This is a genomic window from Microbacterium sp. PI-SA-G, from assembly GCF_057215335.1.
This window is the reverse complement of sequence record NZ_CM170103.1, coordinates 169,560-191,423: the sequence shown is the minus strand read 5'-3', so window position 1 is coordinate 191,423 and position 21,864 is coordinate 169,560. Positions and strand designations below refer to the sequence as shown.

Here is a 21,864-nt window from a genome sequence, read left to right as displayed (position 1 = left end):
CTACGTTCACGCGTCGGGTCGCGACGCAAACCTCCAGCCTACTCGGCCGGACGACCTGCTCACTCCCGTCCGAGGTCCCGATGACGGATATTGACGGCCACTCCGGGGATGGCGGAGAGACGCCGAGCGAGCTCCTCCGACATCGCCACGGAACGATGCTTGCCGCCCGTGCAACCGATCGCGACGGTCGAGTGGCTCTTGTTCTCGCGCTGATACCCCTCGAGCACCGGCACGAGAGCCGCGGCGTACGCGTCGAGGAACTCACTCGCGCCGTCACGTGAGAGCACGTACTCCTTCACCGGCTCGTCCTGGCCGGTCAGACCGCGGAGGTCCTCGTTCCAGAACGGGTTCGGCAGGAAGCGCATGTCGGCGACGAGGTCGACATCGGTGGGAAGCCCGTATTTGAACCCGAAGCTCAGCAGGGTGACGCGGTGACGCGCATCGCCCTCCTCGGCGAACAGATCCGCGACCTGCGTCGCGAGCTGATGGATATTGAGCGCCGACGTGTCGATCACCATGTCCGCGGCCTCGCGGATGGGTGCGAGTCGAGAGCGTTCGATGCGGATGCCGTCGAGCAGCGTGCCGTCGCCCTGCAGGGGCTGCGGTCGGCGCACGGCCTCGAAGCGTCGTACAAGCACGTCGTCGGCGGCGTCGAGGAACAGCACGCGCACCGAACCTCGCGACCGCAGGGCGCGCGCCACGCCGGGGAAGTCGTCGAACAGGTTGCGTCCGCGTACGTCGACCACGGCGGCGACCTTCGGGAGCGCCTTGCCGCCCATGTCGGTGAGCTCGAGAAGCGGGCGGAGGATCTGCGGAGGGAGATTGTCCACGACGTACCAGCCGAGGTCTTCCAGCGCGTTCGCGACGGTCGTCCGTCCTGCGCCGGACATGCCGGTGACAATGAGGAACTGGCCCTTGTCACTGCTGTCAGTCATCGTTTCAGAGCTCCTTCTCCCCCTCTGACCCCAGCCTACCGAGTGGAGAGATGCGCGTGGATGTTCTGGGCGAGGACCGGACCGATGCCCGGCACCTCCTCGATCTCACCCGGTAGCGCCGAGCGCAGCCGAGTGACGGAGCCGAAATGCTTCAGCAGCACCTTGATGCGCGAGGCACCGAGCCCGGGAACCTCCTCCAGCACGGTGCTGATGTCGTTCCGGCGCTTCTTGCGCTGGTGCGTGATGGCGAAGCGGTGCGCCTCATCGCGCAGCCGTTGCAGCAGGTAGAGCGATTCGCTGGTACGGGGCAGGATCACCGGGAAGTCGTCGCCGGGAAGCCAGACCTCCTCGAGGCGCTTCGCGATGCCGCAGACGGCGATCTCGGGGTGCCCGGCATCTTTCAGCGCTCGCGCCGCGGCCTCGACCTGGGGCTTGCCGCCGTCGACCAGCAGCAACTGCGGCGGGTAGGCGAAACGGGGCTTGCGCTTGGCGGCCGGCTCGACCGTCTCGTCGGTGGTGACGGCGACGACGCGGGAGTCGACCGTCTCGATCGTCTCGGTGATCAGCTCGGGCTCGGGCCGATCGAGGTACGCCAGCCGTCGGCGCAGCACCTGGTACATCGAGTCGGTGTCGTCGGTGGTCTCGGGGATGTTGAACGACCGGTACTGGTCCTTGCGCGGCAGGCCGTCTTCGAAGACGACCATCGACGCGACGACGTTCGTGCCGCCGAGATGCGAGATGTCGAAGCACTCGATGCGCAGCGGGGCCTCGCTCATGCCCAATGCATCCTGCAGGTCCGTGAGGGCCTGGGTACGCGCGACGTAGTCGCTGGTGCGACGGGTCTTGTGGCGGATCAGGGCCTGCTGCGCGTTCAGGGTGGCCGTGCGCATCAGGTCGGCGCGTTGTCCCCGCTGAGCCACCGCAATCTCGACCTTGCGTCCGCGACGCTCGCGCAGCCACTCCTCGAGCTCGACCGCGTCGTCGGGCAGCGTGGGGACGAACACACGGCGCGGGACGTCCTGAGCCTCGCCGTAGGCGCGCTGAAGCACCTGATCGACGAGCTCGGCGCTGGTGATGTCGAGTTCCTTCTCGATGGTCATGGCGCGGACCCCGCGGACGCGGCCGCCGCGGATCACGAAGTGCTGCACCGCGGCCGACAGCTCGTCTTCGGCGATGCCGAACAGGTCGGCGTCTTCGTCGGGGGCGAGCACGAGGGCGCTCTTACCGAGCACGGCCTCGATCGCCTTCAGCTTGTCGCGGTACTTCGCCGCGGCCTCGTAGTCCATGGCCGCGGACGCGGCATTCATCCGCGTGGTGAGCTCGCGGGTGAACCGCTCGTCGCCGCCGGCCATGAATGCGACGAAATCGTTCACCATGGCCCGATGCTCGTCGATCGTGACCGTCATCGAGCACGGACCGCCGCACTTGCCGATCTGACCGGGGAAGCAGGGGCGGCCCGTCTGCATCGCCCGCTTGTAGCTCGCGTCACTGCAGGTCCGGATCGGGAACGCCTTCACCATCAGGTCGATGGTCTCGTGCACCGCCCAGACCTTGGGGTACGGACCGAAGTAGCGCGCGCCCGGGATCTTGTGGTTGCGGGTCACGATCACGCGGGGAGCCTCGTCGCCGAGGGTGACGGCCATGAACGGGTAGGACTTGTCGTCGCGGTAGCGGACGTTGAAGGGCGGATCGAACTCCTTGATCCACATGTACTCCAGCTGGAGCGAGTCGACGTCGGTGGGAACGACCGTCCACTCCACGGATGCGGCCGTCGTCACCATGCGACGCGTGCGCTCGTGCAGCGTGCGCAGTGGAGCGAAGTAGTTCGACAGACGCTGGCGGAGGTTCTTCGCCTTGCCGACGTACAGCACACGCCCCGAGGCATCCCGGAACCGATACACGCCCGGGTTGGTCGGGATCTCTCCGGCGCGCGGCTTGTAGGCGAGCGCGTCGGCCATCAGCTCGCCTTCCGCGCAGAGCGCCCTTCGCCGAGGATCTCCGCGAGGAACTGACCCGTGTGGCTCGCCTCCGTGCGCGCGATCTGCTCCGGGGTGCCCGTCGCGATGATCTGCCCACCGCCGGAGCCGCCCTCGGGGCCCAGGTCGATGACCCAGTCCGCCGACTTGATCACGTCGAGGTTGTGCTCGATGACGATCACGGTGTTTCCCTTGTCGACGAGTCCGTTCAGCACTTCGAGCAGCTTGCGCACGTCTTCGAAGTGCAGACCCGTGGTGGGCTCGTCGAGCACGTAGATGCTGCGGCCGTTGCTGCGACGCTGGAGCTCGGTGGCGAGCTTGACGCGCTGCGCTTCTCCCCCGGAGAGAGTCGTCGCGGACTGGCCGAGACGCACGTACCCGAGCCCGACGTCGACGAGCGTCTTCATGTAGCGGTGGATCGCCTGGATCGGCTCGAAGAAATCGGCGGCCTCTTCGATCGGCATCTCGAGTACTTCGGCGATGTTCTTGCCCTTGTAGTGCACGGCGAGAGTGTCGCGGTTGTAGCGCTTGCCGTGGCAGACCTCGCAGTCGACGTAGACGTCGGGGAGGAAGTTCATCTCGATCTTGATCGTGCCGTCGCCGGAGCATGCCTCGCAGCGTCCGCCCTTGACGTTGAAGCTGAAGCGACCGGGCTGGTAGCCACGCACCTTCGCTTCGGGGGTGTCGCTGAACAGCGAGCGGATGCGGTCGAACACGCCCGTGTACGTGGCCGGGTTCGAGCGCGGTGTGCGGCCGATCGGCGCCTGATCGACGTGCACGACCTTGTCGAGGTTGTCGAGGCCGGTCACGCGGGTGTGCTTGCCCGGAACGGTGCGTGCGCCGTTGAGCCGCGAGGCGAGCACCTGGTAGAGGATGTCGTTCACGAGCGTCGACTTGCCCGATCCGCTGACGCCGGTGACTGCCGTGAGCACGCCCAGCGGGAAGTCGGCCGTGACGTTCTGCAGGTTGTTGGCGCGCGCACCGACCACGCTGAGAAGCCGCTTGCGGTCGACCTTGCGACGCTTCGCCGGCATCGGGATCGCGCGACGCCCGGAGAGATACTGACCCGTCATCGACGCGCTGTCCTTGAGCAGCGCGTCATACGGACCCGAGTGCACGACCTCGCCGCCGTTGACGCCGGCGCCGGGGCCGATGTCGACCACCCAGTCGGCCGCTTCGATGGTCTCTTCATCGTGCTCGACGACGATCAGGGTGTTGCCCAGATCGCGCAGCGTCAGAAGGGTCTCGATGAGGCGACGGTTGTCGCGCTGGTGCAGGCCGATCGACGGCTCGTCGAGCACGTACAGCACTCCGGTGAGGCCCGAGCCGATCTGCGTGGCGAGGCGGATACGCTGTGCCTCACCGCCCGAGAGGGATCCTGCCGAGCGGCTGAGGTTGAGGTACGACAGGCCGACCTGCAGCAGGAAGTCGAGGCGAAGCCGGATCTCACGGAGAACCTGTGCCGCGATCTGCGCCTCGCGGTCCGTCAGACGCAGCGTCTCCATGAAGTCACGCGCATCGACCAGGCTCAGGTGCGAGACCGCGGCGATCGAGTGTCCGTGGACCTGCACGGCCAGAACCTCGGGCTTGAGCCGATCGCCGTTGCAGACGGGGCAGGGGACCTCGCGGAGGTATTCGCCCCAGCGTCCACGCTGGGTGTCGGACTCGGCCTGCAGGTACTGACGCTCGATATAGGGCACCACGCCCTCGAACCCCGAGGCGTAACGCATCTCGCGGCCGTAGCGGTTCTTCCACTTGACCGTCACCTTGTAGTTCTCGCCGCGGAGAACGGCGTCCTGCACATCGGAGTGCAGGTCGCGCCACGGGGTGTCGAGAGAGAAGTCGAGGTCGCGAGAGAGCCCCTCGAGGAGGCGCTCGTAGTACTGGAACAGTCCCTTGCCCTGGGTCGTCCACGGGATGATGACGCCTTCGCGGATCGAGAGATCCTGGTCGCCCAGCATCAGATCGACGTCGACGGACATGCGCGTGCCGAGCCCGGAACAGGCGGGGCAGGCTCCGAACGGTGCGTTGAACGAGAACGTGCGCGGCTCGATCTCGGTCAGCGACAGCGGGTGCCCGTTGGGGCACGCCAGCTTCTCGGAGAAGGTCTGCCAGGCGTCGTCTCCTTCGCCGTCGACGAAATTGACCTGCACCACGCCGCCGGCGAGACCGAGCGCGGTCTCGACGGAGTCGGTGACACGACCCAGGATGTCGTCAGCGGCGACCAGACGGTCGACGACGACCGCGATGTCGTGCTTGTAGCTCTTCTTGAGTGTGGGCGGCTCGGCGAGCTGCACCAGATCGCCGTCGACGATCGCACGCGAGTAGCCCTTGGCGCCGAGCTCGCGGAAGAGGTCGACGAACTCGCCCTTCTTCTGCGAGACGATCGGCGCGACGATCTGATAGCGCGTCCGCTCGGGGAGTTCCATCAGCTGGTCGGCGATCTGCTGGACCGTCTGGCGCTGGATCCGCTCGCCGCACTGCGGGCAGTGCGGGACGCCGATGCGCGCCCAGAGCAGACGCATGTAGTCGTAGATCTCGGTGATGGTGCCGACGGTCGAGCGCGGGTTGCGGTTCGTCGACTTCTGATCGATCGAGACCGCCGGGCTCAGTCCTTCGATGAAGTCGACGTCGGGTCGATCGACCTGTCCGAGGAACTGGCGCGCGTAGGCGCTGAGCGACTCGACGTAGCGGCGCTGCCCCTCGGCGAAGATCGTGTCGAACGCGAGGCTCGACTTGCCCGAACCGGAGAGACCGGTGAACACGACCAGCGAGTCGCGGGGAATGTCGATGTCGACGTTCTTGAGGTTGTGAACGCGGGCACCGCGGACACTGAGTTTTCCGGGCGCGGAGACGGGGACGATTGGCACCGGACAAGTCTACGAGGGGCCACGGACATTGGGGCCGCGGGCAGCTGTGAGAAGGATCAGTCGGCGTTAGCGCGGCGTCCGACGAACGGCCCCAGGCCGTCTCGGAGAGCGGAGATCTGGTCGACGTCCATGCCCACCGCCGCCATCACCTGTCGCGGCACGTCGAGTGCGCTGGCACGGAGTTCGCGGCCCGCAGGGGTCAGAGTGATGTCGAGCCGACGTTCGTCTTCGCTGCTGCGCTGTCGCGCGACGAGCCCTTCGGACTCGAGCCGCTTCACCAGAGGCGAGGCCGATGCGGGTTCCAGCGCCAGTTCGGCGGCGAGGTCGTTGAGGGTCCGGGGATCCCGTTCCCAGAGGGCGAGCATGACCAGGTACTGCGGGTGGGTCAGGCCGAGCGGTTCGAGGATCGGCCGATAGATCGCCACGACGTTGCGAGCTGCCGTCACGAGCGCGAAGCACAGCTGGTTCTCCAGACGCAGAAGATCATCGGATGCGGTCGTCACGCGCCAACTATACAGGGCGTCTAATCATTAGTACACTAAACATCATGACCAAGGACTCTGACCGCCCGCCCCTCCGCGCGCGGATTCGCGAAGCCGGAGGCCTCTACGCGTGGGTGAACTCCAACCTCATCCGCCTCGCGGGGCCCGCGTCGGTCGGCCCCTATGAGAAGACTCCGCCACCCAGCGCGGAGGAGCGAGCGGAACGCGCGTGCCCGCTGTGCGGCGCACCCATGAGTCAGCACGAGATCGACCGCTCCGGCCCGAAGCCACTGATGCACTGCCCGTGAGGCTGATGTTCCGGTCCTGAGCCAGCGACCGGAACGAGCTCAGGCGTGACCCGCGCGCTCCATGGCGCGCAACTCCTTCTTCATGTCCTGCACTTCGTCGCGCAGACGACCGGCGAGCTCGAACTTGAGCTCGGCCGCCGCAGCCAGCATCTGGTCGGAGAGATCCTGAATCGTCGCCTCGAGCTGTTGCGCCCCCTCGGCCGCGATACCCGTGCGACGCAGGTTCGGCGTCGGGGACTTGCCCTTGCCCTTGCCTGTCGCACGGCCACGCCCCGACAGCATGTCGGCGGTGTCCGCACCCTCACGCGCCAAGACCTCGGTGATGTCAGCGATGCGCTTGCGGAGCGGCTGCGGGTCGATGCCGTGCTCCTTGTTGTACGCGACCTGCTTCTCACGTCGCCGGTCGGTCTCGTCGATCGCCTTCGCCATCGAGTCGGTCATCTTGTCGGCGTACATGTGCACTTCGCCCGAGACGTTACGCGCGGCTCGACCGATCGTCTGGATGAGCGAGGTACCCGACCGCAGGAAGCCCTCCTTGTCGGCATCGAGGATCGCGACGAGTGAGACCTCCGGGAGATCGAGTCCCTCTCGCAGCAGGTTGATGCCCACGAGCACGTCGTAGACGCCGGAGCGCAACTCACTCAACAGCTCGACGCGGCGGAGCGTATCGACGTCGGAATGGAGATACCTGACTCGCACGCCGTGTTCGCCGAGAAAGTCGGTGAGCTCCTCGGACATCTTCTTGGTGAGGGTGGTCACCAGGACACGCTCCTCACGCTGGACACGCAGACGGATCTCCTCGAGCAGGTCGTCGATCTGACCCTTCGACGGCTTGACCACGATCTGCGGGTCGACGAGGCCCGTGGGGCGGATGATCTGCTCCACGATGCCGTCGGCGATGCCCATCTCGTACTTTCCAGGGGTAGCCGAGAGATAGACGGTCTGACCGACCCGGTTCTTGAACTCGTCCCATCGCAGCGGGCGGTTGTCCATGGCGCTGGGCAGTCGGAACCCGTGGTCGACCAGCGTGCGCTTGCGCGACGCGTCGCCCTCGTACATGGCGCCGATCTGAGGCACCGTCACGTGCGACTCGTCGATCACGAGCAGGAAGTCGTCGGGGAAGAAGTCCAGCAGTGTGTGCGGCGGCTCGCCCGGCATGCGGCCGTCCATGTGACGCGAGTAGTTCTCGATGCCCGAGCAGAAGCCGAGCTGCTGCATCATCTCGAGGTCGAAGGACGTGCGCATGCGGAGGCGCTGCGCCTCGAGAAGCTTGCCCTGGCGCTCGAACTCCCCCAGGCGCTGTTCGAGCTCGTGTTCGATCGTGCCGATGGAGCGCTGGATCACGTCGGTGCCCGCCACGTAGTGAGAGGCGGGGAAGATCGGCACCGAGTCGAGCTTCTCGATGATCTCGCCGGTGAGCGGGTGCAGGTAGTACAGCGCCTCGATCTCGTCTCCGAAGAGCTCGATGCGGATCGCGTTCTCTTCGTACACCGGGATGATCTCGATCGTGTCGCCGCGCACGCGGAAGTTGCCGCGCGAGAAGTCCACGTCGTTCCGGTTGTACTGCATCGCGATGAACTGTCGGATCAACGCGTCGCGGTCGTAGCGCTCCCCCACCTGCAGCGCGACCATCGCGCGCAGATACTCCTCAGGGGCGCCGAGGCCGTAGATGCACGACACGGTGGAGACCACGATCACGTCTCGTCGGCTGAGCAGCGAGTTGGTGGTCGAGTGCCGGAGCCGCTCCACCTCTGAGTTGATCGACGAGTCCTTCTCGATGAAGGTGTCGGTCTGGGGGACGTACGCCTCGGGCTGGTAGTAGTCGTAGTACGAGACGAAGTACTCGACCGCGTTGTTCGGCATGAGCTCACGGAACTCGTTGGCGAGCTGCGCGGCGAGGGTCTTGTTGTGCGCCAGCACCAGAGTCGGACGCTGAACCTGTTCGACCAGCCAGGCGGTCGTCGCGGACTTGCCGGTACCGGTGGCGCCGAGCAGCACCACATCGGTCTCGCCGGCATTGATGCGCGCGGTCAGATCGGCGATCGCCTTCGGCTGGTCGCCCGCCGGCGCGTACTCGCTGATGACCTCGAAGGGTCGGACACTGCGCGTGGGTTCCATACTTCCAGCGTAGGCGTCCCCTCCGACATCGGGGTCGCGCGACCGCGCTCACCCTCGCCCGGAAGGCGCCCGCCGCAGCCCCGCAGCCGCCACCACCGCCCCCAGCGCACACATCGCGACGATGAGCATCACGAACCACAGCCAGTTCGCGCCCCCGAACACCAGTCCGAGCAGCCAGCCGAACAGGCTCGACCCGGCGTAGTAACCGAAGTAGTAGAGCGACGACGCCTGCGCACGCGTCTCGGGTGCAGACACCACGGGCGCCCATCCCGAGGCGATCGCGTGAGCGGCGAAGAACCCGGCGGTGAACACGATGAGCCCTGCGAGCACCAGCCACACCTGCGGGAGCAGCATCGAGAGCGCACCCGCGGCCATGACGGCGATCGCGCACATCAGCACCCGGAGCCGCCCGTGCCGCGACGCCAGGGCACCGGCCCAGGGTGCCGACACCGTTCCGGCGAGATACGCGAGGAAGAGAAGCGTCACGATCCAGACCGGGAGCAGGAACGGCGCCGCGGTCAGATGGAAACCCAGGTAGTTGTAGACCGCCACGAACGCGCCCATCAGCAGGAAGCCCTGCGCATACAGCGCCAGGAGCGCGGGCGACTTCAGTGAGCTGAACAGACGCGCCCGGATGCCCGGCGAGCCCGCAACGCTGAAGCGGCCCGGGATGAATCCCCGCGACTTCGGCGTGAGCCAGACGAAGAGCGCAGCGGCCACGGCGCAGGCGATCGCGACCGCGAGCATCCCCACGCGCCACCCCGCCACTTCGCCGCCGACGCCCGACACGATGCGTCCGACCAGCCCGCCCACGGTGGTGCCTGCGATATAGCTGCCGGCCGCTGCCGCGGTGTATCGCGCATCGACCTCTTCGCTCAGGTACGCCAGCGCCACCGCCGGCACCGCCCCCAGGGCCGCCCCTTCCGCGATGCGCAGGATGAGCAGCAGCGGGATGTCGGCGGCGAACGGGGCGCACAGTCCGAGGACCGTCGCCGCGGTCACTCCGAGCGTCATCGCCGGAATGCGGCCGAAGCGATCGGCGACCACTGACCACGGAATCACTGCGGCGGCGAGTCCGAGAGTCGCAGCCGAGACACTCAGTGCCGCCGTCGCCGGCGACACCTGCAGATCGTCAGAGATCTGCGGCAAGACCGCCTGCGTGGCGTAGAGCTGTGCGAAGGTCGCTATTCCCGCGAAGAACAGGCCGATGATCAGGCGCCGGTACCCCCGCGACCCGCGGGCGTGACCGGAGAACGGCTCGAACGTCACCGTCCGCTGATCCGCTCCCAGAGCGCGTCGGTCTGCGCGTGCGTCTCGTCGAGGTCAGTGGAAGTGTCGATCACCACGTTCGCGACCGCGAGACGCTGCTCATCCGAGACCTGCGCGTCGATGCGCTCCTGCGCCTGCCGCTCCGCCATGCCGCGGATCTCGACGAGACGCCGCAGACGCTCGACGGCGGGCGCGTGAGCGACCACGATCAGATCCCACGGATCGTCGACGCGCGCCTCGACCAGAAGCGGCACGTCGTAGACGACCACCGCAGATGCGTCGGTCCCGAGCGCCGCGTCGAACCGTCGCTGCGATTCGGCGCGCACCGCGGGGTGCACGATGGCGTTGAGCTGAGCGAGCAGTTCGGGATCACCGAACACCCGCGCGCCGAGAACCGGTCGGTCCAGCGCCCCCTCGGGCGTCAGGACGTCAGCTCCGAAGGTCTCGGCAATGCGCTTGAGCACCGGGGACCCGGGGGCCTGCACATCGCGCACGATCTGGTCGGCGTCGACGATGACCGCCCCGTGCTCCGCCAGACGCCGGGCGATGGTCGATTTCCCGGACGCGATACCGCCGGTGAGCGCGATGAGGGGCATGCGGCCAGTCTAGAACTCGACGCTCACCGGGTCAGCGCCCGAGCAGCTGACGACGCGAGCTGATGACCCCCGTGTCGAAGCCGGCCAGGTGCAGTCCGCCGTGGAACCGCGCGTGCTCGATCTTGATGCACCGATCCATGACGACCGACAGTCCGGCATCCTCGGCGATCGCCGCCGCGTCCTCGTTCCACGATCCCAGCTGCAGCCAGAGGGCCGAGGCGCCGACGTCGATCGCCTCCTGTGCGACTCCCGGAAGATCGTCGTGGCGGCGGAACACGTCGACGATGTCCGGGACCACCGGCAGATCCGCCAACGAGGCGTACACGGGCTGTCCGAGGATCTCGGTCTCGCGCGGGTTCACGAGATACACGTCGTACGCTGAGCTCGACAGCAGATACGTCGTCACGAAGAACGATGCGCGCGCCGGATTGTTCGAGGCACCGACGATGGCGACGGAGGTCGATCGCCGCAGCAGCGCGAACCGCTCCTGCTGGTTCGGACCGATCCACGTCCGGGCGGGGTGGGCGGACGCCGCAGCCCCCGGAAGGGCGCAGGCCGCGGCATCCGACACCGCGGGCAGAGCGCAGGCGTCGGGTGCGGCTTCATTTGTCGACGTCATCGGCTGGCTCCTGTCGCGATGGTGAGAGCCTGGTCCAGGTCCCAGATGATGTCTTCCGCGTCCTCGAGGCCGACGGAGATCCGGATCAGGTCCGGGCGCACGCCTGCGGCCGCGAGCTGCGCCTCGGTCAACTGCCGGTGCGTCGTCGACGCGGGGTGGATCACGAGCGTGCGGGCATCCCCGATGTTTGCCAGGTGCGAGGCGAGCTGCAGATTCTCGATCAGCGACTCCCCCGCCGCGCGCCCGTCGGAAGCGGCGACACCGAAGGCGAACACCGATCCAGGACCGAGCGGCAGGTACTTGGCCGCGCGCTCCCGGTGCGGATGTCCGTCCAGACCCGCCCAGGTCACGTACGCGACACGGGGATCGGACGCGAGCCAGTCGGCGACCAGACGGGCGTTCGCGAGGTGGGCGTCGATGCGCTGCGGCAACGTCTCGATGCCCTGCAACAGGTTGAACGCCGACTGCGGGCTGAGGGCAGGACCGATGTCGCGCAGCTGCTCGGAGCGCAGCTTGGTGAGGAACCCGTACTCGCCGAAGTTGTCCCACCACTTGATGCCGCCGTACGACTCGACCGGTTCGGTCATCTGGGGGAACTTGCCGTTGCCCCAGTCGAACGTGCCCTTCTCGATGACGATGCCGCCGAGGGTCGTCCCGTGACCTCCCAGGAACTTCGTCACCGAATGGATGACGATGTCGGCACCGTGCTCGAGCGGACGCGCGAGGTACGGCGTCGCGAGCGTCGCATCCACCACCAGGGGAATCCCGGCATCGTGCGCGACTGCGGCCAGGCCCTCGATGTCGGCGATCTCACCGGAGGGGTTGCCGATCATCTCGACGTAGACGACCTTCGTCTCCGGCCGGATCGCCGCCGCGTAGTCCACCGGATCGGTCGAGGCGACGAACGTGGTCTCGACGCCGAAGCGCCGCAACGTCACATCGAGCTGCGTCACCGTGCCGCCATAGAGCTGGGCCGCGGCGACGACATGGTCGCCCGCGCCGACGAGCGCCGCGAACGTGATGAACTCGGCGCTCATTCCTGAGGCCGTCGCCACAGCACCGATCCCACCCTCGAGTGACGCGAGGCGCTCCTCCAACGCGGCGACCGTCGGGTTGCCGATGCGGGAGTAGATGTTGCCGTACTTCTGCAGTGCGAAGAGGTTTCCCGCATCCGCCGCATCTTCGAAGACGAACGAGGTGGTCTGGTAGATCGGCACGGCGCGTGCACCGGTCGCGGCATCCGGAGTGCCCCCGGCGTGCAGCGCTCTGGTGCGGAATCCGAAGCGATGTTCTTCCGTCATGATGTCCTCGTCTCGGCGGCGGCGAGCACGTCGGCGATGTCATCGACGGCCCAGGGATTCTGCAATGAGGTGGTGTCTCCGAGCGGCTGCGGCTCACGGCCGGAGCGCCGATCCTGCTCCGCTTCCCAGAGCTGGGCGAGCAGTCGGCGCATGATCTTGCCCGACCGCGTCTTCGGCAGGTCGGGGACGACCACGATGTGCTTCGGCTTCGCGACCGGTCCGATCGCGTGTGCGACCTGAGCCCGGAGATCCGAGATCGTCACGTCCGAGTGCCCCGACGGCGTGACGAAGGCGACCACGGCCTGCCCGGTCAGGGGGTCCGAGACTCCGGCGGATCCGGCTTCGCCGACGGTCTCGTGAGCGACCAGCGCCGACTCGATCTCGATCGTCGACAGGCGGTGTCCCGAGACGTTCACGACGTCGTCGAGCCGGCCGAGGATCCAGATGTATCCGTCGGCGTCGCGCGTCGCGCCGTCGCCCGCGACGTAGAACCCGCCGAACTCCCCGTGACCTGCGTAGGTCGACCAGTAGGCGTCGCGGTAGCGCGTGGGATTCCCCCACACCGTGCGCGCCATTCCCGGCCACGGGCGCCTGACGACCAGGGTCCCAGAACGCCCCGGAGCGACCTCGCGGCCCTCTTCATCGACCACGGCGATGTCGATGCCGGGCAGCGGGACGGTCGCCGATCCTGGCTTGAGCGTGGTGACTCCCGGGAGCGGGGCGATCATCGCGGCGCCGGTCTCCGACTGCCACCACGTGTCGACGATCGGCAGCTCACCTCGACCGAAGTTGCGGCGGAACCAGACCCATGCCTCGGGGTTGATGGCCTCGCCAACCGTGCCCAGCAGGCGCAGCGTCGACAGATCGTGACCGGCAGGAAGCTCGCCACCGAACCACGTCATGAATGTGCGGATCAGCGTCGGCGCCGTGTAGTAGACCGTCACGCCGTAGCGCTCGATTATCTCGAGGTGCCGTTCACGATGAGGACTGTCGGGTGTGCCCTCGTAGATGACCTGGGTCAGACCATTCGACAGCGGACCATAGATCTCATACGTGTGCGCGGTCACCCAGGCGAGATCGGCTGTGCACCAGTGCACGTCGTCCGGCTTCGCATCGAAATGTGCCCAGTGGGCCCAGCTCGCGTGGGTGAGATATCCACCCGACGTGTGGACGAGGCCCTTCGGCTTCCCGGTCGTGCCGGAGGTGTAGATGATGAAGAGCGGATGCTCCGCGTCGAAGGCCTCAGCGGTGTGCTCCGGTGATGCCGTGTCGACGACGTCGTGCCACCACACGTCCCGCCCTTCGGTCCAGGGCACGTCGTGTCCGGTCCGGCGCAGCACCAGCACGTGCTCCAGATCGGGCAGGCCCGCGGCCGCGACATCGGCGGTCGACTTCACCTCGGTCGCCGTACCTCGACGGTACTGCCCGTCGCTGGTGACGAGGAGCTTCGCACCGGTGTCTTCGAGCCGAAAGCGCACCGCCTCGGCCGAGAAGCCACCGAACACGAGCGAGTGCACCGCACCGATACGGGCACAGGCGAGAGTCACGACGATCGTCTCCACCAGCACCGGAAGGTAGATCACCACTCGATCACCGGGGCCGATGCCGAGGGCGAGGAGACCGTTCGCGGCCTGCGCGACACGTCGCTGCAGATCGGCGTAGGTGACCGACAGCCGATCGCCCGGCTCGCCTTCGAAGTGCAGGGCGACCTTCTCGCCCCGGCCGGCGTCGACGTGGCGGTCGACACAGTTCGCGGCCACGTTGAGCGTGCCACCGACGAACCAGCGCGCCGCCGGAACGGCACTTTCCGTGGGCGGGTCCCACTCGTGAGCGGTGTGCCAGGGCTCGACCCAGTCCAGCCGGCGGGCGGCGTCTTCCCAGAATGCGATGGGGTCAGCGGCGGCTCGTGCGTAGATCTCGGCGTCGACGTTCGCCTGAGCGGCGAAGTCGGGCGGTGCCGGAAAGACGCGTTGTTCGTGCAGTCGTGCTTCGGTCATGTCAGGTCCAGCGCCGCAGCAGGTACTTCTCCACCAGGGCGAGGATGCCATTGGTGATGGTGCCCAGAAGGGCGAGCAGCACGATCGACAGCAGGATGCGGTCGACGCGACCGTTGCTCTGCGAATCGGTCAGCAGGAAACCGAGTCCCATAGACGAGGCGATCAGTTCCGCGGCGACGAGGAACAGCCAGGCTTGCGCGAGCGCGAGGCGCAGTCCCGACACGACCGACGGGACGACTGCCGGCAGCTGCACCGTGCGGAACAGCGACCAGCCGTGCAGGCTGAATGATCGTCCGGCCTCGACCAGGTGCGGATCCACATGCCGAAGCGCCGATGCGACCGTCGTGTACACCGGGAAGAACGCACCGATCGCGATCAGGGTGATCTTGGATTCCTCACCGATCTGCATCCACAGGATCAGCAGCGGCACCCACGCGAGTGACGGCACCGCACGTACGGCAGCAAGCGTCGGACTCAGCAGCACGTCGCCGAGACGCGAGAGTCCGACGAGGCCGGCAGCCGCAAGGCCGATGACCGAGCCGATCGCGAAGCCCAGCAGCACGCGCTGCACCGAGATCGCGATGTGAGTCCAGAGCTGACCGGTCTCGGCGAGCTCGACACCGGCCAGGAAGACCGATGCCGGAGCCGGCAGCCGATACGGCTCCACGAGCCCCGCGGATGTGACGAACTGCCAAGCGGCGAGGATCGTGACCGGAAGCAGCAGCCCGAGACCGATCCGCACGCTCGAGCGGTTCCAGCCACGACGAGCGCCGACGTCCGGACGCCGCCGGATGCCTTTTGCGAAGTCGAGAGCGTCCCGCGAGTCCGCGGGAACGATCACTCGCTGGTCGAGCTCGGTCACTCGCCGCCGACCGCCTTCTCGGCGAACGTCGAGTTCACGATCGAGTCGAGCGCCTCGTCGACCTTCTCCCTGCCGCCCTGCACGTCGCCGGATTCGGCGAGCACCGGTGCGATCTTCTCGAGCACGGCGATCTGGGCGTCCCCGGGGACCCCGCTCACGTCGAGGTTCGAGCGCTCCTCGATCACTGTCGTCGCGACGGCGATGTCGATGCCGGCGACCTCCGCCAGAAGCGCGGCGGTCTCGTCCGGGTTCTCCAGAGCCCACTCGCGTGCCTGCTCGTACGCGTCGACGACGGCCTGCGCGAGGTCGGGGTGGTTGGTGATGAAGTCTTCGGTGGCGTTGAGGAATCCGTAGGTGTTGAAGTCGACGTTGCGGTAGATGAGCTTGTCGCCTGACTCCGCCTCGGCCGCCGCCATGATCGGGTCGAGTCCGGCCCACGCCTGCACGGATCCCCCGTCGAGCGCGGCACGCCCGTCGGCGTGCTGCAGGTTCTGCACCTCGACGTCAGCGAGCGAGAGCCCGCCCTCCTCGAGCGCCTGCAGCAGGAAGAAGTACGGGTCGGTTCCCTTGGTGGCGGCGATCGACTTGCCCTTGAGGTCTTCGACCGAGGTGATGTCGCTGTCGGGGCCGACGACGATCGCCGACCACTCCGGCTGCGAGTAGATGTCGATGACCTGGATGGGGGAGCCGTTCGCGCGGGCCAGCAGCGCCGCCGAACCGGCCGTCGAGCCGACGTCTACGGAGCCCGAGCGCAGCAGCTCGTTGGCCTTGTTGGAGCCGGCGGACTGCACCCACTCGACCGTGACGTCGTCGCCGAGAATGTCCTCGAGGATCCCCTGGTCGCGGATCACGAGGCTCAGCGGGTTGTACGTCGCGAAGTCGATCGAGAGCGTGTCGGACGACCATTCGCCCGACTCCGGTGATCCCGTGCTCTCCGGAGCGGCGGAGCCGGCGTTCTCTCCGGCGACGCAGCCGGTGGCGACGAGCATCATCGTCCCGGCGATCGCGATCGCGGGGATGATTCGGCGGGTGATGGTGCTCATCGGGGCTCCTCGGTGGATGTGCGGTGGTGGGTGTCGACCCCGAGCCCCTCAAGGAGCTCGGCGCGGAGATCGGCGAGGGCGCGGTCCGCGCGATCGCGGGGACGGATGCCGGGAACGGCGACCGTGCGCGCGATGGAGGGCGCGTCCGAGGCGGAGTCGGTGCCGAGCGTCCGCAGCAGCAGCACGCGATCGGCGAGGTAGAGCGCCTCTTCGACGTCGTGCGTCACGAGGAGGATCGTGGTGGGCTCTGCAGCGTGGATCTCCAGAAGCAGGTCGTGCATGCGTAGGCGCGTGAGCGCGTCCAGCGCTCCGAACGGCTCGTCGAGCAGCAGCACACCGGGGTTGCGTGCGAGCGCGCGGGCGAGCGAGGCGCGTTGGGCCATGCCGCCGGAGACTTCGCGAGGGCGCTGACCGGCAGCGTGCTCGAGTCCGACCAGCTGGAGGAGTTCCTCCACACGTGCGCGGCCTTCACGACGCGGCGTGCGCCGCGGAAGCCCGAGTTCGACGTTCTGCGCGAGCGTGCGCCACGGTAGGAGCCGCGGTTCCTGGAACGCGATGGCGGTGCGCTCGTCGACGTCAGCCACGCCCGTGCCATCCAGGCGGATGCTGCCTCCCGTCGGGGCATCCAGACCGCCGACCAACCGCAGGAGTGTGGACTTCCCGCATCCGGAGGGTCCGACGATCGCGACGATCTCGCCCGCAGCGATCTCGACGTCGATGCCGCGGAGCACCTCTCGTGTGCCCTGCGAGACAGGGAACGAGCGCTGAATGCCGTCCAGGTGCACGGACTGCGCAACTCCCTGGGTCCCCGATGCGCTCGCTGAGCGAGGGGGGTTGAGCAGGGAGGTCATACCCCCATGCTGACCGAGCGGGAGAAATGTGACGAATGCGGTCGTAATGTTCGGTCACGGAACCGAATGACGGGCTGAAACGCGAAACGGGCCGCCACCCGAAAGTGACGACCCGTTCCTGAGCGTGATGCTTAAGCGTTGCCGCCCGACAGCTTCTCGCGGAGAGCCGCGAGTGCCTCGTCGTCAGCCAGCGTGCCCGCACCGGTGGACTCGCTGGAGAACGCCTGGCCGGTGCCGGCGCCGAAGTCCTCGCCAGCTGCTGCTTCTGCCTCGGCGGCCTTGGTGACCTGAGCCTTGTGAGCCTCCCAGCGAGCCTGAGCTGCTGCGTACTCCTGCTCCCAAGCCTCGCGCTGCGTGTCGAATCCTTCCTTCCACGCACCGGTCTCGGCGTCGAAGCCCTCCGGGTACTTGTACTCGCCGTTGTCGTCGTACTCGGCGACCATGCCGTAGAGGGCCGGGTCGAACTCGGTGCCGTTGGGGTCGACCGACTCGTTGGCCTGCTTGAGCGACAGCGAGATGCGGCGACGCTCCAGGTCGATGTCGATGACCTTGACGAACACCTCTTCACCGACGGAGACGACCTGCTCGGCCAGCTCGACGTGCTTGCTGGAGAGCTCGGAGATGTGGACGAGGCCCTCGATGCCGTCTGCAACGCGAACGAACGCACCGAACGGAACGAGCTTGGTGACCTTACCCGGCGTGACCTGACCGATCGCGTGGGTACGGGCGAAGACCTGCCACGGGTCCTCCTGCGTCGCCTTCAGCGACAGGGAGACGCGCTCGCGGTCGAGGTCGACCTCGAGGATCTCGACGGTGACTTCCTGGCCAACCTCGACGACCTCGGAGGCGTGCTCGATGTGCTTCCAGGACAGCTCGGAGACGTGCACGAGGCCGTCCACGCCGCCCAGGTCGACGAATGCACCGAAGTTGACGATCGACGACACGACACCCTTGCGGACCTGACCCTTGTGCAGGTTGTTCAGGAACGTGGTGCGCGACTCCGACTGCGTCTGCTCGAGCAGCGCGCGGCGGCTCAGGACGACGTTGTTGCGGTTCTTGTCGAGCTCGAGGATCTTGGCCTCGATCTCCTGACCGAGGTACGGCGTGAGGTCGCGGACGCGGCGCAGCTCGATGAGCGAGGCCGGGAGGAAGCCACGGAGGCCGATGTCGACGATGAGTCCACCCTTGACGACCTCGATGACCGTACCGGTGACGACGCCGTCGTTCTCCTTGATCTTCTCGACGTCTCCCCAAGCACGCTCGTACTGAGCACGCTTCTTGGAGAGGATCAGACGGCCTTCCTTGTCCTCCTTCTGGAGAACGAGGGCCTCGACCAGGTCGCCGACAGCGACGACCTCGTTCGGGTCGACGTCGTGCTTGATCGAAAGCTCGCGCGAGGGGATGACACCCTCGGTCTTGTATCCGACATCAAGCAGGACCTCATCGCGGTCGATCTTGACGATCGTTCCTTCGATGATGTCGCCGTCGTTGAAGAACTTCAGGGTCTTCTCGACCGCGGCCAGGAAGTCCTCAGCAGATCCGATGTCGTTGATGGCGACCTGCTTGGTGGCCGGGGCGGTCGTTGCGGTAGTCATGTAGTGGGTTGTCCTTGTTGGATGGATCTCAGGCGAGAAGCAACGGCCGCGCACGACCGAAAATATGCTGCTCAGCAAATGGATTGGATTGCACTTCACCCGCGCATGCAAGTGCACGCCACGAGTGACGCTCAAGATTATCAGAAGATCGGATGCCGGTGGGCATCGTGTCGACGCCGAGCACCCTGTGGATAAGTCCGGCGGCAGTCGGGCGGCTCTGGCTACCGTGACCGGATGACAAGCCGCAGCTTCTCACCCCTGGTCGTGCTCGCCCTCGCGGTCGCAGCGCTCACCGGGTGCTCCCCCATTCCTGCACCGACGCCGAGCCCGATTCCTGCCTTCGCTTCGGAGAATGAGGCGTTCGCCGCCGCGGAGAAGACCTACCGTGCATACAACGACGCAGTTAACGCAGAGCGAGTCGGAAAGAGCACAGCATCGCCGCGCGACTACCTCATCGGTCCAGCTCTCGAGGGGGACACCGAAACGAGGCAGGCGTTCAAAGCGCAAGGACTGACCGTCGCGGGAGATGGAGTGATCGCGAACCTCACCCTGGACTCGGTCTCTGTGAAGTCCAAGACCGCCTCAGCGGCGCTCTCGGTATGCCTAGATGTGAGCAACACGCGAGTTCTCGATGGCGACGGCGACGATGTCACACCCGCCCAGCGAGTGCCGCGCATTGCACTCTCGGTTTCATTGGTCACCTCCGAGCAGCGTTTTCTGATTTCCGAGTCCACGACGAAGGATGAGCTCGCATGTTGATTCGTGCATTGGTTGTCGCTGCGAGTCTGCTTTCTGCCGTCTCCGCCTCAGCGGGGCACTGCGAATCCAGCTTGGCGTCCGCGGGAGGTTGCGTAACGAGCGACGGGGCCTCCCTTTCGATCGGAGGAGAACGCGAGGAGGCTTCGGCCCCCGGGGCCTCTTCGGGGCGTCAGTCCGAGAAGAGCACCCAAGCTGACGCGCGTTCCGAAACGAGGTACAGCGCGGAGGAGATCAAGGACGGGCTCAGCCAAACCCATTGCAGCCGTCGAGGGGTGATGCGGTGTGCGCAGGAACGGGTGCGGAGAAGTGCGGTGCCGCCGGTCGAACCGCCCGAGGGAACGCCCGCGATCACGATCGCGGACCTGGCGACGTTCTCTCCCGCGCCTGTGCAGCCGGTCGCGGAACCCGGGAACGTCGGCATCGCGGGCATGCCAGCGAACTTCGTCGCGAACGCAACCACCCACACGCAGACCGGAACCCTATTCGGGACACCAGTGACTGTCCGCTTCACTCCCGCCGGATACGACTTCCACTACGGCGACGGCAGCACCAGCACCCTCACCACGGGAGGCCGCACCTGGGCAGCGCTCGGTCAACCCCAATTCACCCCGACGGCGACCAGCCACGTCTACCGTGCCCGCGGCACTTACACGGCTGAAGTCACCGTCCACTACACGGCCGAAGTCGACCTTGGCACCGGCTGGTTCACCGTCCCCGGAGAACTCACCACTCCCGGCCCCACCCAACAGATCCGCATCTTCCAAGCCCACACCGCACTCGTCGCACACACCTGCACCGAAAAGCCCACCGCACCCGGATGCTGACGATGCACACACACCAAGACACCAGCACCGCTCAAGCTGTGGATAACTCCAAACCCTCAGACCCACACCTGACTACCGTGACCGGATGACACGCCACAGCCCCTCACTCCTGATCGTGCTCGCCCTCGCGGCCGCCGCAGCGCTCACCGGGTGCTCCCCCACTCCTGCACCGACGCCCAGTCCGACACCGGCCTTCGCCACGGAAGACGAGGCATTCGCCGCCGCGGAGCAGACCTACCGCGCATACAACGACGCAGGCAACGCCGGCGGTGATGCCTTGGCACTCCTGATAGGTCCAGCGCTTGACGACGAACTGGAAACCACTCGTGATCTGGAAGAGCGCGGCCTGAGACTTGACGGCACCAGCGTCGTCGATTACTTCTCCGGCGTGAGTGCGGACTTGGATTCGTCATCCAGGATCGTCGTCGCGGCTGTCTGCGTGGACGTATCTCAAGTGCGCGTTCTGGATGCTGCCGGAGCCGATAAGACTCCGCCGGATCGCCCCAGCCGTTGGAACTTAGAGGTGGTCTTCACCTCCACCGATGACGGATTGCTTATCTCTGGGTCCAGCCCAGCGTCGGTACAGCCATGTTGACGCGCATCGTTGCCATCGCGCTTGTGCTCGCTTCTGTGCTACTACAGCCGATAACCACAGAGGTCTGCTCGATAGCCGCGATCAAGGCCGGTGCATGCTCGTCGAATGATGGGGCGTCTCTAGAAATCGGCGGTGAGCGCACGACCCCGGGCACGAGCGACTCATCGGATCCGCAACCAGATTCACCGAACTCCGACTCGGAACCAGGACCCGCACCGCGCAACGTGGAGCTTGAGAAATGCCTCAAACACCGAGATGCGAACCGCAGTTGCTTTCGTTCGAAGCCGACTGAACCACCCGCCGCCTCCACGCAGCCCGAGGGCACTCCCACGATCACGATCGCGGACCTGGCGACGTTCTCTCCCGCGCCTGCGCAGCCGATCGCGGAACCCGGGAACGTCGGCATCGCGGGCATGCCAGCGAACTTCGTCGCGAACGCAACCACTCACACGCAGACGGGAACCCTATTCGGGACACCAGTGACGGTCCGCTTCACACCCTCCGGATATGACTTCCACTACGGCGACGGCACCACCAGCACCCTCACCACGGGAGGCCGCACCTGGGCATCGCTCGGCCAACCCCAATTCACCCCGACAGCCACTTCCCACGTCTACCGTGCCCGTGGCACCCACATCGCCGACGTCACCGTCCGCTACACAGCGGAAGTCGACCTCGGCACCGGCTGGTTCACCGTCCCGGGAGAACTCACCACCCCCGGCCCCACCCAACAGATCCGCATCTTCCAAGCCCGCACCGCACTCGTCGCCCACACCTGCACCGAAAACCCCGCCGCACCGGGATGCTGAGCGCCGGCCGCAGCGATCCACCGACCGGCGTCGTACCTCCGTGCCAGACTGTGGT

The 21,864-nt window shown here is 66.9% G+C and carries 19 protein-coding genes; 5 read left to right on the top strand and 14 right to left on the bottom strand.

Annotation, left to right across the window (positions count from 1 at the left end; genetic code table 11):
• Positions 1-59: 59 nt before the first annotated feature.
• Genes rapZ through AC2D10_RS00985 form a run of 4 tightly spaced genes read right to left on the bottom strand, consistent with a single transcriptional unit; the run spans position 60 to position 6,284 of the window.
• Complete coding sequence (rapZ, locus tag AC2D10_RS01000; RefSeq protein ID WP_484709925.1) at positions 60-935, bottom strand: RNase adapter RapZ; 876 nt, start codon at positions 933-935, stop codon at positions 60-62.
• Between the two features lie 35 nt (positions 936-970).
• On the bottom strand, positions 971-2,893 hold the full coding sequence (gene uvrC, locus AC2D10_RS00995; protein WP_484709924.1) for an excinuclease ABC subunit UvrC: 1,923 nt from the start codon (positions 2,891-2,893) through the stop codon (positions 971-973).
• Positions 2,893-5,781 carry an excinuclease ABC subunit UvrA gene (uvrA, locus tag AC2D10_RS00990; RefSeq protein WP_484709923.1) on the bottom strand — a complete coding sequence of 963 codons (2,889 nt, stop codon included), beginning with the start codon at positions 5,779-5,781 and terminating at the stop codon, positions 2,893-2,895. The genes uvrC and uvrA overlap by 1 nt, the downstream gene beginning before the upstream one ends.
• Before the next feature lie 56 nt (positions 5,782-5,837).
• The gene (locus tag AC2D10_RS00985) at positions 5,838-6,284 is read right to left on the bottom strand and encodes a MarR family winged helix-turn-helix transcriptional regulator (protein ID WP_484709922.1); all 447 of its coding nucleotides are present in this window, start codon (positions 6,282-6,284) and stop codon (positions 5,838-5,840) included.
• 44 nt (positions 6,285-6,328) lie between these two features.
• Between AC2D10_RS00985 and AC2D10_RS00980 the strand changes: the two genes are divergently transcribed.
• Positions 6,329-6,571, top strand: coding sequence for a hypothetical protein (locus tag AC2D10_RS00980; RefSeq protein WP_484709921.1), 243 nt, complete (start codon positions 6,329-6,331; stop codon positions 6,569-6,571).
• A 39-nt stretch (positions 6,572-6,610) separates the two neighbouring features.
• Here AC2D10_RS00980 and uvrB read toward each other — a convergent pair whose 3' ends face one another.
• The 10 genes from uvrB to rpsA form a co-directional block, all read right to left on the bottom strand.
• Positions 6,611-8,689, bottom strand: coding sequence for an excinuclease ABC subunit UvrB (uvrB, locus tag AC2D10_RS00975; protein ID WP_484709920.1), 2,079 nt, complete (start codon positions 8,687-8,689; stop codon positions 6,611-6,613).
• Positions 8,690-8,737: 48 nt separating this feature from the next.
• Positions 8,738-9,958, bottom strand: coding sequence for an MFS transporter (locus AC2D10_RS00970; RefSeq protein ID WP_484709919.1), 1,221 nt, complete (start codon positions 9,956-9,958; stop codon positions 8,738-8,740).
• Positions 9,955-10,554, bottom strand: a complete 600-nt coding sequence (coaE, locus tag AC2D10_RS00965; RefSeq protein ID WP_484709918.1) for a dephospho-CoA kinase — start codon at positions 10,552-10,554, stop codon at positions 9,955-9,957. Before coaE ends, AC2D10_RS00970 begins: the two co-directional genes overlap by 4 nt.
• Positions 10,555-10,585: 31 nt before the next feature.
• On the bottom strand, positions 10,586-11,173 hold the full coding sequence (locus AC2D10_RS00960) for a CoA-binding protein (RefSeq protein WP_484709917.1): 588 nt from the start codon (positions 11,171-11,173) through the stop codon (positions 10,586-10,588).
• Positions 11,170-12,474 (bottom strand): O-acetylhomoserine aminocarboxypropyltransferase/cysteine synthase family protein, encoded by a 1,305-nt coding sequence (locus AC2D10_RS00955; RefSeq protein ID WP_484709916.1) that lies wholly within the window; start codon positions 12,472-12,474, stop codon positions 11,170-11,172. Before AC2D10_RS00955 ends, AC2D10_RS00960 begins: the two co-directional genes overlap by 4 nt.
• Positions 12,471-14,471: an acetate--CoA ligase gene (gene acs, locus AC2D10_RS00950; RefSeq protein ID WP_484709915.1), complete on the bottom strand. Its 2,001-nt coding sequence runs from the start codon at positions 14,469-14,471 to the stop codon at positions 12,471-12,473. Before acs ends, AC2D10_RS00955 begins: the two co-directional genes overlap by 4 nt.
• A gap of 1 nt (position 14,472) precedes the next feature.
• The gene (locus tag AC2D10_RS00945; protein ID WP_484709914.1) at positions 14,473-15,333 is read right to left on the bottom strand and encodes an ABC transporter permease; all 861 of its coding nucleotides are present in this window, start codon (positions 15,331-15,333) and stop codon (positions 14,473-14,475) included.
• Entirely contained in the window at positions 15,330-16,376 is a 1,047-nt protein-coding gene (locus AC2D10_RS00940; RefSeq protein WP_484709913.1) for an aliphatic sulfonate ABC transporter substrate-binding protein, read from the bottom strand. The genes AC2D10_RS00945 and AC2D10_RS00940 overlap by 4 nt, the downstream gene beginning before the upstream one ends.
• A complete protein-coding gene (locus AC2D10_RS00935; RefSeq protein WP_484709912.1) occupies positions 16,373-17,227 on the bottom strand; it encodes an ABC transporter ATP-binding protein in 855 nt (284 codons plus the stop codon). The genes AC2D10_RS00940 and AC2D10_RS00935 overlap by 4 nt, the downstream gene beginning before the upstream one ends.
• Before the next feature lie 131 nt (positions 17,228-17,358).
• Complete coding sequence (gene rpsA / locus AC2D10_RS00930) at positions 17,359-18,822, bottom strand: 30S ribosomal protein S1 (RefSeq protein ID WP_484709911.1); 1,464 nt, start codon at positions 18,820-18,822, stop codon at positions 17,359-17,361.
• 234 nt (positions 18,823-19,056) lie between these two features.
• Between rpsA and AC2D10_RS00925 the strand changes: the two genes are divergently transcribed.
• The 4 genes from AC2D10_RS00925 (at position 19,057) to AC2D10_RS00910 (ending at position 21,809) form a co-directional block, all read left to right on the top strand.
• Positions 19,057-19,581 (top strand): hypothetical protein, encoded by a 525-nt coding sequence (locus AC2D10_RS00925; protein WP_484709910.1) that lies wholly within the window; start codon positions 19,057-19,059, stop codon positions 19,579-19,581.
• A 311-nt stretch (positions 19,582-19,892) separates the two neighbouring features.
• On the top strand, positions 19,893-20,405 hold the full coding sequence (locus AC2D10_RS00920; protein WP_484709909.1) for a hypothetical protein: 513 nt from the start codon (positions 19,893-19,895) through the stop codon (positions 20,403-20,405).
• A gap of 85 nt (positions 20,406-20,490) precedes the next feature.
• Positions 20,491-21,000 (top strand): hypothetical protein, encoded by a 510-nt coding sequence (locus tag AC2D10_RS00915; RefSeq protein ID WP_484709908.1) that lies wholly within the window; start codon positions 20,491-20,493, stop codon positions 20,998-21,000.
• The gene (locus AC2D10_RS00910; protein ID WP_484709907.1) at positions 20,994-21,809 is read left to right on the top strand and encodes a hypothetical protein; all 816 of its coding nucleotides are present in this window, start codon (positions 20,994-20,996) and stop codon (positions 21,807-21,809) included. The genes AC2D10_RS00915 and AC2D10_RS00910 overlap by 7 nt, the downstream gene beginning before the upstream one ends.
• The last annotated feature ends 55 nt before the right edge of the window (positions 21,810-21,864 follow it).